The sequence below is a fragment of the Saccharibacillus kuerlensis DSM 22868 genome (genome assembly GCF_000378145.1).
Taxonomy (GTDB): domain Bacteria; phylum Bacillota; class Bacilli; order Paenibacillales; family Paenibacillaceae; genus Saccharibacillus; species Saccharibacillus kuerlensis.
Map to the genome: position 1 here is coordinate 1 of NZ_KB899309.1, position 14,828 is coordinate 14,828.

The following is a 14,828-nucleotide window of genomic DNA, read 5'->3' on the forward strand; positions in this document are numbered from 1 at the left end:
GGTATGCGTACGTCAACGGCAATCCGGTGTCGTATATCGATCCGTTTGGCCTAAGTGCAGATGGCGCGACATGGTGGCAGACAGGGCTGAGCTTCGCAGCGGATTCCCTGCCGTTTGTCGGGACGTTCAAAGGGATCCAGGAAGTGTTCACCGGTGTGGACATGATTACCGGACAGCAGATGTCGGTCACGGATCGCGTCGCGACCGGAGTGGGAACGGCGGCGAGCTGGATTCCTTTTGGTAAGCATGTTGGGAAGTATGTGGCGAAGGAAGGGATTGAAGGCGGGGCCTGGCTGGTAGGGAAGATTAAGAAACCTCCCGTGCAGACGACAGAGCCGAGAGACTTCAGTTTGAAGCTGGATTTGCAGTTGTTTGCTAAGGGTGATAGAGAAGCTAATTTAAAGAAACTAGGGTTTCAAGATCACCATATCATTAGTGACAAAAACAAATTAACGAAAAATCACGATTTGCTAGATGAGGTTGGATACAATTTACAATCTCGAAATAATAAAATGTTTTTACCGACTAACGATTCCTTACATCCCACAAGAAGTATTCATAAGGGGAGGCATAGTAATAGTGTTAGTGAAAATTTAGCAAATCAAATGGATGAAGTTCTTGAATATGGAAGAGCAAATGGATGGACTCAACAACAATACAATGATGCTCTTCGCGATATAATAAATGGAGAAAGGAAGTTGTTACGAGATGGAAGTAGGGCTTTAAATAAAAATAAACGTCCTAATGCTAATTAATAATGAGGTGATTACTTGTTGTGGATATGGTCTGTTCCAGAAAAATTTCCAAATAAAAAAATGGGGGAATACGTAAAAGGTAGTGGTACTGATAGATTTGTTTTTAGAGAGGGAAGAGAATTAACCGAGCAAGTAATTCCCCCAAAAATTGTATTTGAATGTTTAGAAAAGCACTTGAATGATGTGTTGCCGAATAGTGGATTATTATTGATCGTTTCGAAAAAAGTAATAGAAATTCTAGAAGGTATTTGTCCTCAAGATATTCAAGTGTTTAAAGCAAATGTTTATGTAGGAGAAAAGAGAATTCCTCATTACTACCTTTTAAATATAGTAAATGCTGTTGAGGTAGTAGATAAAGATAAATCAGAATATACTACCATTAAAGGAACTGAGGCAATTCTGAATTTCAAGAAGATTGTATATAAATTTGGTGTTTTGCCAAACAATCATCATATAGTCAGAAATCTTGATTATAAATCTCATGTTCTAGTATCTGATGATCTTAGAGACGTGTTTGAAAGACATAGCATCAAAGGAGTTCAATTTATTTGATGATATGTACCTTGATTGGCTCTATGCCTTTCAAGGTTTCTTTTTTAGAACATAAACAATGAAATGATAACTAAGGTTGATTCAGTTGCGAAGGTGAAAGAGTCTATATATGATACATGCCCACTACTACAACCCGGAGATTAAGCGGTTTGTGAATCGAACCGAGATGCCTACTGCCCAAATCTCTTACAGTCGGCCTTTGGGAAAAGATTGAACCTTTCTGGTGAGGTTTGGTCCATTTTTCAAAAGGCGGTCGCTGTGTTAAATTGAAAAGGTATGTCCGTGGCTTATCAAGAGCGGACAAATACATAAAGAAAGTGGAAGAGGAGAAAGATAGAAGGACGGTGCAAAAATGAATGGGTTTACTATATGGATGATCGTAATCAATACGTCATTTTGGTTAATTTGCTGCTTTGGCACAGCCCACTTGGTTCGATTCCTGCCTAAGTCATGGTATGAAAAAAATCAGTGGTTCTTTGCGGAACGTTCTTTTGAAAGAAAAGTATATAAAAGAATTGGGCTCGATCGATGGAAAGATAGGCTTCCGGAATGCGGGAAAGTGTGGAACTTTCAGAAGAAAAATCTCAATGAGGACCTTACTTTGAGTTATGCGGATAAGTTCATTTTAGAAACGAAGTATGCGGAAGTCGGACATTTGGGCATGGCTGTACTGGGGTTTGCTTGTATATGGGTGAATCCAAGTGATTATGCGCTGATGGCTTTCATTCTTGCGGGAGTGAATGTGATTGTTCAGATCCCGTTTTGTTTGATTCAGAGATATAATAGACCGCGGCTGCTTCGTTTGAGATCGCGTTTAGCACGCAAGAGCAGAGAATCTTATACAAATACAAATAACCCCCAAACCGGTTCCGACATTTAACGGAGCAGGCTTGGGGGTTATTTTCTTAACTTAAGACAACCGCGAACTATAATCCTCGAACTTGAACTCGCGGATTACTTTGATTCCTTCTTCGTCGCTGTAAGTCGCGATCGAAGGCAGGTTCACGCCGTTGAACATATGGTTCTTAACCATCGTGTAATGCGCCATGTCGCCGAAGACCAGCTTATCGCCGATTTCAAGCGGACGGTCGAACGAGTAATCGCCGATGACGTCGCCGGCCAGGCAGGTCATGCCGCCGAGACGGTACGTGATCGCTTTCTCGCCCGGCATACCGGCGCCAGCGATGTTCGGACGGTATGGCATAGCCAGTACGTCCGGCATGTGGCATTCTGCCGATGTGTCGAGAATGGCGATGTCCATGCCGTTCTTGATCGTATCGAGTACGGTTGCCACCAGGTATCCGGTGTTCAGCGCGATCGCTTCGCCCGGCTCCAGGTAGACCTGCACGTCGTACTTATCGCGCGCGAACTCGATGCAGCGGATAAGGCGTTCTACGTCATAATCCGGACGCGTGATGTGGTGCCCGCCGCCGAAGTTCAGCCATTTCATGTTTTTGATGACATGGCCGAATTTCTCGTCGACGACTTTGAGCGTGTTCTCCAGCGTATCGGAGTTCTGCTCGCACATCGTATGGAAATGCAGGCCGTCGATGCCTTCCAGATCCGATTCGTCAAAGTTCTCCAGCGTAATGCCCATGCGGGAGTAAGGCGAGCACGGATCGTACAGAGGCACTTCAAGCTCCGAATATTCCGGGTTGATGCGCAGGCCCACTTCAATCTTGCGGCCTGGGTAGTTCAGGACTTTGTCCTTGAACTTGCGCCACTGGGCGAACGAGTTGAAGACGATGTGATCCGTATAGCTCAGCAGCTCGTCGAACTCGCGGTCCACGTAAGCCGGCGCGTACACATGCACTTCTTTGCCCATTTTCTCGTAACCCAGTCGTGCTTCGAACAGCGAGCTTGATGTGACGCCTGCCAGATACTTGCCGACCAGAGGATACTCCGCGAACATGGAGAATCCTTTCTGGGCGAGCAGAATTTTGGCACCGGTGCGCTCTTGAACGGAACCGAGCAGCTCAAGGTTCTTGGTCAGCAGGCGCTCGTCCACGACGTAGCAGGGAGACGGGACGGCGCTGAAATCGATGTCTGTCATGATGTTCTCCTACGCCCCTTTTAGTCCAGCAGCGTCGGCGAGAAATCCTCTACCCACGGCAGGCCTTGTTTGTTCAGTTCTTCCATGAATGGGTCCGGATCGAACTCTTCCACGTTGTACACGCCCGGCTTTTTCCAGAGGCCTTTGAGGACCATCATGGCACCGATCATTGCCGGCACGCCAGTTGTGTAGGAGATCGCCTGGGAACCCACTTCACGGTAGCATTCTTCGTGATCGCATACGTTGTATACGTAGTACGTTTTTGGCTCTCCATTTTTGGTGCCTTGGAAAATGCAGCCGATGTTCGTTTTGCCTTTCGTTCTCGGTCCGAGCGATGCCGGGTCCGGAAGGACGGCTTTCAGGAACTGAAGCGGCGCGATTTTCTGGCCTTCGAATTCGATCGGCTCGATGGAAGTCATGCCGACGTTTTCGAGTACCTTGAGGTGGTTCAGGTAGTTTTGCGAGAACGTCATCCAGAAGCGGATTTTCTTCAGGCCAGGCATGTTCTGGGCCAGGGACTCCAGCTCTTCATGATAGAGGAGGTAGATGTCTTTAGGTCCGATTTCCGGCAGGTCGTAGACTTTCTTCTCGGAAAGAGGTTCAGTCTCGATCCATTCGCCATTTTCCCAGTAGCGGCCCTTCGCCGTGATCTCGCGAATATTGATCTCCGGGTTGAAGTTGGTCGCAAACGGATAACCGTGGTCGCCTGCGTTGGCATCCACGATATCGATCTGGTGGATCTCGTCGAAGTAGTGCTTCAGCGCGTAAGCGCTGAATACGCCGGTTACGCCTGGGTCAAAGCCGCTGCCGAGAACCGCCGTAAGGCCGGCTTTCTCGAATTTCTCGCGGTAAGCCCACTGCCATTTATATTCGAATTTCGGATTGTCGAGCGGCTCGTAGTTGGCCGTATCCAGGTAATGTACGCCCGTTTCAAGGCAGGCATCCATGATGGTCAGATCCTGATAAGGGAGCGCCACGTTGATTACGATGTCCGGGCCGAAACTTTTGATCAGCTCCACGACTTCTTCCGTACGGTCGGCGTCAACCTGAGCAACCGAAATCTTCGTGCGTCCTCCGTCCAACTTATTTTTCAAAGCTTCACACTTCGACAGCGTGCGACTTGCGATACAAATTTCCTCAAATACGTCAGGATTCTGGACACACTTATGCACGACAACGCTAGCTACGCCGCCGGCACCGATAATCAATGCTTTTCCCAAAATCAAGTCCCCCCTTAGTCCGTTTAAAAAGATAGGTTTTCGCTGAATAACTAAACGATGGTTAAAAAATCAACAAGAAGGATTATACAAATAATCGCGCAAAAATACAAGAAAAACGTGAAAAAATCGGCAGTTTTCCGAATCGTTCTGGGATTTTAACATGGTTTTAACAGAAATACTCCGTAATTCGTCGTATTTCTCCGTTTTCTCCGTGCGGCAGCGCCATTAAGCGGCCTCAAGGAGCACAGCCGACCGATAGGAGCTTTCAGGTATTTCTTCCTCTTATTAACCGATTGGCCGCAGCGGCAATCGAAAAGCACAGCATAAAAAATGGAAAGAAAAAGCGTCCGCGCATCTCATAGTGACTTGTCTCAATCAGATGTACGGTTTCGTTCGGCTGAGATTTCGTATCTAATCCGTGTAAGAAGTCTCCGACGGAATCGCACCTAAACCATGTACAACTCAGCCGAACGAAATCCTACTATTTAAATAGAATAAGCTGCTAGGACGGCGAACACTGCTGGCGGTAATGCTTGGGCGGCAGACCGGTGTATTTCTTGAATGCTTTGGAAAAAGAAAAGAGGTCGGGATAACCGACAGACAGGGCGATTTCCGACAGTGAGTAATGGGTCTGGGTCAGCAGCATGCGCGCTTCATCCAGCTTAAGCTTCTGCATATGGCTGACCGGAGTGTGTCCGTAACGTTCATGGAACTTTTTGCTGAAGTGGGTTCGTCCAACACCGGCATACCGGGCAGCCTCTTCGACCGTAATGCCGTCGGCATAGTGCATCTCCATATACTCCAGTCCGCGCTGCAGCCAAGAAATCGTATCCGGTTCGTCGTCTTCAAAGACAGCAGTACGTTCAAGCGCGGCAAAGAGTCGATAAAATTCGGCGAGACGATCGAGATCGGAAGTGTCGGAGGCTGTCTTGGCCAGAAATGCGCGCAGATCGGCTGCGATTTCATCGGAAGAGGATGATTGCAGATGGGGACGCTGCGAAGTCAGGCCGATGCGGCGCAGCAGCTCTACAGCCATCCTCCCATCGAAAGCGAGGAACATTGTGCGCAGAGGCGCTTCGGGATCGGTTCGGTATTCGTGCAGAACCTGAGGGAACAGGCAGTAGAGGTCGCCGGCTGCAAGCGGATGAGTTTTGCCGTTCTGCGTGAAAAATCCCGTCCCTTCCAACACGAGAATCATATAGTAGTAGGCAGTTGTACGGGGCCCGATATGGTAGTTGGGTTTGGCCAGACTTGAGCCAAGGCGGATCGGCCAAGCCGGACCGGATCTCTCGTACTCGGACGGCGTGAAAAAATGGACCCGCAGGTATTCGTGATGATCTTCCTTCGCATACTCCGTATCAATCGGCATGAACTGTGCTCCTTTCCAAATGGAAGAGACATACAAAATGACAAAGAGACGAAGCGACAAAATGACATGTACTATTTATGTAGGCCCTGCTATTATTCTAACAAAAGTATTCCAACTAGTTTAGTCGGTATATTCACCTTAAATTTTTTATATATAAATATAAACAAAATTTCTCGTCAAAGAGAAAGAGGAAGGATGAATCCGCTATGGCAAACGGCAATCGGCAGGACCGGGAAGTCGAATTCGGCTGGTTTCTGCCTACGGCAGGAGACGGGAAATATGTAGGTGTGGCACCGGAGCGTCCGGCAACGCTGGATTATCTGACGGAAGTGGCGCAGACCGCGGAAAAAGCCGGCTTCGAATTTGTATTGATTCCGACCGGTGGGCCGTGCCTGGACGCATGGGTCGTCGGCTCGGCAGTGATGAGCCGTACAGAGACGCTGCGTCCGCTCGTAGCGGTACGTCCCGGCTTGACAGCACCCGTTCTGTCTGCACGGATGGGAGCGGCGCTGGACCAGCTTTCCGGGGGCCGTGCGATGATCAACGTAGTGACCGGCAGTTCCGTGCAGGATCTGGAAGAGCTCGGCGATCCTCTCGCTCACTCGCATGATGAGCGTTATGAGCGAGCGGACGAATATCTGGAAGTGATGAAGCGGACCTGGGCCAACGGAGACAACCCGCATGCATCGGAATTTGCAGCGGGGGGCTTGAACGGAGAAGCACCGAGAGAGCCTTTCCGCGGCAAGCATTATACGTTTGAGCGCGAGTCAAGCTCGCCGCAGACCGTTCAGAATCCGCATCCGCCGTTCTATCTTGGCGGAAGCTCGGTTATGGCGAAGAAAATTGCGATTCGTCATGCGGATACATTCTTGATGTGGGGAGAGCCGCATGCCTGGATTCAAGAGCAGATCGAAGAGATTGACGAAATGCGCCGCGAACATGTCCATCAAGGCGGCGAGGACCGGGAGATGCGCTACGGAATGAGAGCGCAGGTACTCGTCCGTGATACGGAAGAGGAAGCCTGGGCTGCCGCTTGGGACATTATCAGCAAAGTGTCGCCGGAAGCGATTGAACGGGCGGAGAAAGAGTTTGCTGCTACGGACGCGACCAACCAGCGGCGCCAGAACGAGCTGCGCGAGCTGTCCAAGGCGGAGCAGTTCGTTGTTGGTCCGAATCTGTGGACGGGATTGTCAGTTGTACGTTCCGGCGGAGCGATCCTGATTGTTGGAACTCCCGATCAGGTCTCGCAGCGTCTGATCGAATATGCGGAACTTGGCGTGTCTACCTTTATTCTATCGGGCTACCCTCATCTGGAGGAAGCGGAAATTTTCGGACGCGAAGCGCTGCCGCTATTCAAGGAGAAGTGGGCCAACCTTCAGAAGCAGGCAGTACGGTAAATAAACGGCTGCTCGAAGAGCGTTTTGTGGTCAACAGACTCTTGGAGCGAGAACACCAAGCTCGATACGATGCTGAAGCCTTCCGTTGGGGAGGCTTTTTCATCATGATTTTTGCAAAAGCTCATGCTCGCTCGACTTCGTGCTGACTATCTTCGTATAATAGAAGAAAAGAGCGAGTCTGACTTTGATTGGGCACGTGAGTCTGGAGAGGAGCCAGGTTTTGATTATCGGGGTAGTCATTTTTTTGCTTATTTATCATGCGTTTCTTTCCTATATTGGCTGGAACTTGTGGAAAGGAATCAAGGTGTTCTTTCCACAGGCAGGCCGAAGTGCACTGCTTATCATGTCCGCGCTGCTGCTAATTGCCGCTTGGTCGATGTTTTTCCGTTTCCGTTTCAGTGAGTATGCTTGGTCGCATTGGGTATCGGGAATTTGGCTGATTCTGATTTATCTTATGGTCTTTATTCTGCCGCCAACAAATATTGTAGTTCTGTTCCTAAAGCGTTTTACCCAAATTGCACGGATCAAGCTCATTCGGGGGGCTGCTCTTGCCGTAGTCGCGCTGACGGTGCTGCTGATGAGCTTGGGCTTTTATAATGCCTACAGTCCTGTCGTGCGCACTTACGATATCGCAATCGATAAGCCTGCATTGGACGGCCGTTCGTCGGTGAAGATTGTGATGGCGGCAGATATGCACTTTGGTGCGCTGTCGGGACCGGCACATGCTCGCAGGCTGGTCGAACGGATCAACGAGATTCAGCCGGATTTTGTCTTGTTCCCGGGAGATTTGGTCGACGACGATATTGTGCAGTACGTGAAGCAGGGGGTTCCCGAGATTCTGCGCGGCATCGAAGCTCCGGTCTATACTTCGCTGGGCAACCACGATCGTATAGAAGCGGGAGACACCGAGCTGATCCGCACACTCGAAGACAGCGGAATGAATCTGCTGTACGACGAAGTGATCAGCGAAGGGCTGCCGTTTACGCTTGTCGGCCGCAAAGACCGCACCGACAAGCAGCGTATGAGTATCGCGGAACTGGTGGCACAGGCCGATCCGGCTTCGCCGATTATCATGCTGGATCATCAGCCGTACGAGCTGGATGAGGCGGAGGCGGCGGGCGTCGATCTGGACGTGTCGGGCCATACGCACCGCGGTCAGGTGTTCCCGGGAGGCTTGATTACGAACCGGATATACGAGAACGATTACGGCTACCTGCAAAAAGGGCAGATGCATTCGATCGTGACTTCCGGCTACGGATTCTGGGGACTGCCGATGCGGCTTGGAACGCGGTCGGAGATCACGGTGATTAATGTGAGTTTTCAATAAAGCGAACATGCTGTAGATGATAAAAAGAGACTGCGGATATTCCGCAGTCTCTTTTTGGTCAGGAGGCGTTTAAGTGACTCAGATTGCTTAAGCCAAACGTTACTTTTTCAGCGATTCGTAAGCGTCCGCGATTTTCGCGTTCTCGCCGCTGTCTTCGGTAAATCCGGTCGCTTGGGCAATGGCGCCTTCCAGACCGTTCTCCTGGATCGAAGTCTGCAGTTCGACGGACTGTTTGTCTTCCGGATTGTTGTAGTGCAGAGCGGCAGCAATGCCGGTCAACAAGTTGTCTACCGGGAGGTCGAAGCCCAGCGCCATACGGACAGGTCCGCTCAGGCGGTCTTTTTCACCCAATTTGCGCAGCGGCTCGCGGCCGACACGGCTGACATCGTCGTTGAGGTACGGGTTGCGGAAACGCTTCTCGATCTTGTCGATGTATTTGGCGTGTTCGTTCGCGTCGAAGCCGTGTTCCTTAACGAGCGCTGCGCCGCTTTCTTCCATCGCTCCGCGTACAATCTGACGAACCGAATCGTCTTCGATCGCTTTGTCGACGGTCGGCAGTCCTTTGAGATAACCCAGGTAAGCCGTAATCGCGTGGCCTGTGTTCAAAGTGAACAGTTTGCGCTGCACGTAAGCGACCAGCGTATCGGTCAGCTTCATGCCTTCGATATTCGGCACGCCGCCCTTGAACGCAGGCTCTTCGACGATCCATTCGAAGAACGATTCAACGCCTACGTCCAGCAGGTTGTCGCCTTTGAACGGAGGCACGATCCGGTCGACAGAGCAGTTCGGGAAGCCGACATGCTCATCCGCGTAAGCTTTGGCTTCGTCGGACAAATGGGTGTAGACCTGTTCTTTCAGATGGGTGCTGGCGCCGACCATATTCTCGCAGGCGATGATGTTCAGTGCACCCGCGCCGGTTTTAGCACGTTTTTCGAGACCTGCGGCGATATTGACCGCGATAAACTTAAGTACGTTAGGGCCTACGGCCGTGGTGATGATCTCGGCTTCGGCGATATGCTTGGACATTTCCGGACTGTTCGAGAGGCAGCCGGACACGCCGGTAACCGGAATCTCGCGTTTGTCGAGGTCGAGGATATGGATGGTATAGCCGTGCTTTTCATTCAGTTCGTTAATCATCTCTTCGTTGACATCAGCAAAAACCAGCTCATAGCCCGCTTCGACAAGCAGGGCTCCGATAAAGCCGCGGCCGATATTGCCGGCTCCGAATTGAATCGCTTTTTTGGACATAATCGATAACCTCCAGTATTGGAATAAGGCTGTCACGGAGCGCAAAAATGCCGGTTCCGTGACAGCCTTTCCTGTGTGTGCGGCTCGTTTCTTGCCCTTGTCGCTCAGGTTGTTTCCCTTCGGGAAGCCAAAAGTCGCTCCAAGTGCAAGAAGCTCGCCAAGTGGCGGAAAGGGGGCCTTTCCTTAGAAGATCAAACCGTTTCGTTGAAAGAGAAACGGTGAAATCGTGAAACTGAAAAACCGTGGAACCGTGAAATTGGAAAACCGTAAAACTATGAAATTGCAAAACTGTAAAACTGTAAAACTGTAAAACTGTAAAACTGTGAAATCGTAAAATTACAAAACCATGAAAACAGGAAACCGTGAAGGCACGATATTACAGAGTACAGGTAGACAAGATTCAACGGCTTCATACGATACGACTTTTTGAGATAACTGCCAAATTAGCTTGGGAAAAGTCAAAGCCGAAACCGGCAGAGGGGGCTCCCTGCCGGCTGTCGACTCTTACGCTGACTAAATGATGACTTAACGATAACTTCCTTTACTCAGGCTGCACGCTGAGCGTGTTGTAAATGTCATTGACGTCTTTGGTATTGGACAGACGCTGTACCGTCGACTCGTCTTCGATCGCTTCGGCGATCTTGGTCAGAATCTTCAGGTGCTCGCCGCGGGCTCCGGCGATGCCGATGACCAGGTAAGCTGTACCGGCTTCAAATTCGACACCGTTCGGGTACTGCAGAACGACAATACCGGAATTTTCAATCTCGTTCTTGGCCGTGCCTACGCCATGAGGGATTGCGACACCGTTGCCGATGTAAGTCGAAGCAACACCTTCGCGCTCAAGCATGGCATCCACATAACCCGGTCTAACATAACCGGAGGCAGAGAGGAGGCGTCCCGCTTCGCGGATCGCATCTTCTTTGCTGACGCTAGGCAGACCCAGATAGATATTTTCTTTGCGCAGGATGTCTGCGTCTGCCGCTGTACCACGCTGCTCGGCGGCATGATCGGCTGCGTTCTGAGGAGCGGCTTTGTCCAGCGCATTGTCGATATCCCACTGCGCGTCGCCCGTTGTTGCGGTCGTGTTGCGTTCTGCAGGAGAAGGGCCGGACTCTGCAGCTTTCAACTCTTCGATCAGGTCTTCATAGACCGGATTATTGATGAAGTTGTCGATCGAAACGTGATGGGCGTTCGGAGCTTTCGCTCTGGCACGGTCGGTCAAGTTCTGCTGAGTCACTACGATATCGGCATCCGCAGGGATGTTTTCGATCGCCGTATTCGTAACGTTGATCGGCAGACCGGCTGCTTTGACTTTTTTACGGAAGGACGAAGCGCCCATTGCGCTCGAGCCCATGCCCGCATCGCAGGCAAATACGATTTTCTCCACTTTGCCGTTTACACGGACAGTTGAGCCGCCCGTGGAGCCTGCTGTATTGGTGCTCTTCATGGCTTGCGAAGCTTCGCGCGCTTTAGCCAAATCTTCGTCGTTAGCCTTGTAGTTGCGCAGGAAGAACGCGGATACGAGGAACGATACGAGAGTTGCTGCGGCAACGCCGGCGAGTATTTCGAGCTGCCCGCCCTTAGGCGATACCAGCATCAAAGCGATGATACTGCCTGGAGAAGCGGCGGATACGAGGCCGGCTCCAGTCAGGACGAAGGTGAATACGCCGGCCATACCGCCCAAAATAACGGACAGAATCAGAGCCGGTTTCATCAGCACGTACGGGAAGTAAATCTCGTGAATACCGCCCACAAAGTGAATGATGATTGCGCCAGGAGCCGAGCTTCTGATCGAGCCTTTGGCAAATACCAAATACGCCAGCAGAACGCCCAGACCCGGTCCCGGGTTGGATTCGATCAGGAAGAAGATCGATTGGCCGAGGCGCTGCGACTCTTCCAGACCGAGAGGACTGAAGATACCGTGGTTGATTGCATTGTTGAGGAACAGAATTTTGCCGGGCTCGACGAAGATCGAAACGAGCGGCAGAACACCCCAGCTTACGATCGTCTGTACGCCGGATTCCAAAATTTGTGTGAATGCGCCGATCAGCGGGCCAATGCCATAGTAACCGCCGACAGCAAGAATGGCACCAAAGATACCGAGCGAGAAGTTGTTGATCAGCATTTCAAAGCCTGCCGGGATCTTACCTTCTATGGCACGGTCGAACAGCTTGATGAGCCAACCGGCGAGCGGGCCCATAACCATGGCGCCGATAAACATCTTAATATCGCCGGCACCGACGATAACGCCCATCGTCGCGATAGCGGCTATGACACCGCCGCGGTGGTCGGCGAACATCTTACCGCCGCTGTAGGCGATCAGAAGCGGCAGCAGATACGTAATCATTGGGTCGATCATGGAAGTGATCTCTTTATTCGGGAAATAACCGTCCGGAATAAAGAGGGCGGTCAAGAGACCCCATGCAATAAACGCGCCGATATTCGGCATAACCATCGCGCTCAGGAAGCGTCCGAATTTCTGGACGCCCTGTCTGGCGCCGCCCGACTTTGCAGGCGTTGATACGCTGCTCATAATTGTTCAACCTCCAATGTATATTGTTCGATTTTTCTTGCGTAGAGCTCTCGCATCATGTCCGCGATCTCGCCGCGAAGCTTATCCGGCTCCGAGGAGGAAAGTCTCGCGGCGAATCCGGGACGGTCGATCAGCGACTTGCTGATTTCGCCGGCCGCTTGAAGGTAGGATTTGCCGCTGGCTTTGGGAGCCAGCAGCAGCAGTGCCGCTTTAAGCCGCAGCGGCTTGTCTTCCGACTCGGCAGCCATGCCGTGCGGGAAACGGAAGACGCCGAGCGTCAGCCTGGCGATCACTTCGGAGCGGCAGTGCAGCAGGATCAGTCCGTCCTGCGACAGCACCGTTTCGCCCAGCCGCTCGCGTTCATGCAGTTCGCGTTCGAGAACGACCGCATCTCCGGCATTTGCGGTGAAGCGTTCCGAGATGGCGTGAATGAGCTCATCGACATTGCGAGCCTTCAGATCTTCCGCAATATCGACATTTTTGACGAGATCGAGAATGCCTTCAAGCGTCTGTCGATGATCTTCAAGAGTGCCGACCAGATCGGTATGAAGAGTCTGGCGCTGCTTTCTTTTGACGAAGTGACGCTGCTTTTCATTGACGAAGCGCCGGATATGCTCGACATCTTGAAAAGACAGCAGCACGGACACCCGAACAACGGGAACGTCGGTCTCGATGTCGACCGTCGTAATAATGAAGTCCGCTTCGTGATTCTCGGACGCTTCGGAAGCGGAAGCGAGACCGATCAGGTTGAAGGACGGGAACTCTTTGCGGACTCTTGCCATGAGCAGACCCGAAGTACCCATACCGCTTGCGCAGGCGATCAGCACTTTGGGCGAAGGTCGTTCGGCCCGCGCATACTCGCTCATTGCCCCGAGATGCATGGCGATGTAGCCGATCTCCGATTCCGGCACGCTGCGGTCGACGTAATCGGCGAGGATCTTGGCGCATTTGGCAGCAACACCAAAAACGTCTTCGTATTGTTCGCGGATCTGCCGCAGCAGCGGATTGCGAATATCGAGTCCCAATTTGAGTCTTTCGACGGCGGGACCCAGATGATGAACGAATCCGGCGAACAACTTGCTGCTGCCCTTGAGCTCGTAGCCGAACTCCGCTTCCGCGGCCTTGAGCATGTTGCGAGCCAATCGTACGAGTTCGAAGCTGACGTGGTCGTAGTAATTGTCTCCGTCCCCGTCAAGCCGCGTTTCCGCGCCTTTGAGATGCATCGTGATATAACCGACTTCGTCTTCCGGGATCTCCAGGCCGAGTACTTCTTCGAGCCTGACGGCCAGCTTGCTGGCTTTTTCGAACTCGTTCAGCTTTTTCAGACCGTGAAGGACACGTGGGTCGATGACAATACGCTGCCCTGAGCGAATCCGCTGAATCGCGAGTGCCAGATGCACAGCAAGTCCGATGTAAGCCGTATCGGTGAGCTTCAAGTCAAGGCTTCTCTCCAGCTCCTCAACCAGCTGCTGCAGCCGTTCGGCCGCGTCTTCGTCGATCAGGTTCAGCAGCCGGCTGCGGATATGGGTCCGGATTCTTGCGGGTACGTCCGACGTATCCGGCGTCTGACCGTTGAGCAGGCCGACCAGTTGGTCTTCCGTCATGCTCTCGTACATCAACTGGATCAGAGCGGATCGAATCGCATTTTCTTCGCCTTCGACGTACACGCCGTATCCGGGCTTGCGGATCAGTCTGAGATCAAACGGCTCCAGCCACTCTGCCGCCCGGTCCAGATCGGCACTAAGTGTACTTTCAGTTACTTTGAACTGAGAGGCGAAGCTGTACGATTTAACGGGTTCATTTGCAAGCAGCAGCTCGCTGATTAGGAAATAATGCCGTTCGTCACGGGTGTAGTCCCTAATCGGTCCGGCTGCGCTTATTTCCTCTATTAAGGCGTCAAGCTGCTCAGGTGCAGCTTCCAGTCTGACTCCGGCTCCCGGTTTGCGGATCAATGCTGCCCCTCTTGCCGAGAGCCAATGTTCCAGACCGGGAAGTTCGCGTTTGATTGTTCTTTCGCTGACGTCCAATGCATCCGACAGATCCCGAACCGTAACGAACTCTCCCCCGGAAGCGAGAAGGCGCTTCAGGATCGGCAGCAATCGTCCGGTCGGTTTGTCCACGCGGATTCCTCCTTTTTGATAATCGCCTCTTTTTTTGGAAACGGTATCAATTACTGTGTGATCGGATGGAGACGAACAGAGGCGGCAATAAGCACAGCTCGTAGGAACTCGTCTTCCTCTCAAATTTTAAGCACCTCACTTCGGAATAGCAAAGGAAAGATGCCAGATTTTGTCCCGAATCAACCGGTGACAAACTTGAATAACGACGGGGTTTTCCTTTGATAGACAACTGGCGGACAATAGATTTGCATTCC

11 protein-coding genes are annotated in these 14,828 nt (G+C 51.5%); 5 read left to right on the forward strand and 6 right to left on the reverse strand.

What is annotated here, in order from left to right:
* The 3 genes from F456_RS23800 to F456_RS0119640 form a co-directional block, all read left to right on the forward strand.
* Window positions 1–755, forward strand: a 755-nt coding sequence (locus F456_RS23800) for an AHH domain-containing protein (RefSeq protein ID WP_211223581.1), incomplete at its 5' end; no start/stop codon positions are given.
* Between the two features lie 15 nt (window positions 756–770).
* Window positions 771–1,307 (forward strand): imm11 family protein, encoded by a 537-nt coding sequence (locus F456_RS0119635; RefSeq protein ID WP_018978764.1) that lies wholly within the window; start codon window positions 771–773, stop codon window positions 1,305–1,307.
* A 352-nt stretch (window positions 1,308–1,659) separates the two neighbouring features.
* Window positions 1,660–2,187: a glycosyl-4,4'-diaponeurosporenoate acyltransferase CrtO family protein gene (locus F456_RS0119640; protein WP_018978765.1), complete on the forward strand. Its 528-nt coding sequence runs from the start codon at window positions 1,660–1,662 to the stop codon at window positions 2,185–2,187.
* A 30-nt stretch (window positions 2,188–2,217) separates the two neighbouring features.
* Here F456_RS0119640 and nspC read toward each other — a convergent pair whose 3' ends face one another.
* From nspC to F456_RS0119655, 3 genes are all read right to left on the reverse strand, one after another.
* Entirely contained in the window at window positions 2,218–3,360 is a 1,143-nt protein-coding gene (nspC, locus tag F456_RS0119645) for a carboxynorspermidine decarboxylase (protein ID WP_018978766.1), read from the reverse strand.
* A gap of 20 nt (window positions 3,361–3,380) precedes the next feature.
* The gene (locus F456_RS0119650; protein WP_018978767.1) at window positions 3,381–4,580 is read right to left on the reverse strand and encodes a saccharopine dehydrogenase family protein; all 1,200 of its coding nucleotides are present in this window, start codon (window positions 4,578–4,580) and stop codon (window positions 3,381–3,383) included.
* Window positions 4,581–5,082: 502 nt separating this feature from the next.
* Window positions 5,083–5,949: an AraC family transcriptional regulator gene (locus tag F456_RS0119655; RefSeq protein ID WP_018978768.1), complete on the reverse strand. Its 867-nt coding sequence runs from the start codon at window positions 5,947–5,949 to the stop codon at window positions 5,083–5,085.
* Between the two features lie 206 nt (window positions 5,950–6,155).
* On the opposite strand from F456_RS0119655, the gene F456_RS0119660 reads away from it, so the two are divergent.
* Together F456_RS0119660 and F456_RS0119665 are read left to right on the forward strand one after the other, a co-directional pair.
* Entirely contained in the window at window positions 6,156–7,346 is a 1,191-nt protein-coding gene (locus tag F456_RS0119660; protein WP_018978769.1) for an LLM class flavin-dependent oxidoreductase, read from the forward strand.
* Window positions 7,347–7,566: 220 nt separating this feature from the next.
* Window positions 7,567–8,673, forward strand: coding sequence for a metallophosphoesterase (locus tag F456_RS0119665; RefSeq protein WP_018978770.1), 1,107 nt, complete (start codon window positions 7,567–7,569; stop codon window positions 8,671–8,673).
* Window positions 8,674–8,772: 99 nt separating this feature from the next.
* Here F456_RS0119665 and F456_RS0119670 read toward each other — a convergent pair whose 3' ends face one another.
* From F456_RS0119670 to F456_RS0119680, 3 genes are all read right to left on the reverse strand, one after another.
* Window positions 8,773–9,921 carry a mannitol-1-phosphate 5-dehydrogenase gene (locus tag F456_RS0119670; protein WP_018978771.1) on the reverse strand — a complete coding sequence of 383 codons (1,149 nt, stop codon included), beginning with the start codon at window positions 9,919–9,921 and terminating at the stop codon, window positions 8,773–8,775.
* Window positions 9,922–10,462: 541 nt separating this feature from the next.
* Window positions 10,463–12,454 carry a PTS mannitol transporter subunit IICBA gene (locus tag F456_RS0119675; RefSeq protein WP_018978772.1) on the reverse strand — a complete coding sequence of 664 codons (1,992 nt, stop codon included), beginning with the start codon at window positions 12,452–12,454 and terminating at the stop codon, window positions 10,463–10,465.
* Entirely contained in the window at window positions 12,451–14,574 is a 2,124-nt protein-coding gene (locus tag F456_RS0119680) for a BglG family transcription antiterminator (RefSeq protein ID WP_018978773.1), read from the reverse strand. The genes F456_RS0119675 and F456_RS0119680 overlap by 4 nt, the downstream gene beginning before the upstream one ends.
* Window positions 14,575–14,828 lie beyond the last annotated feature (254 nt).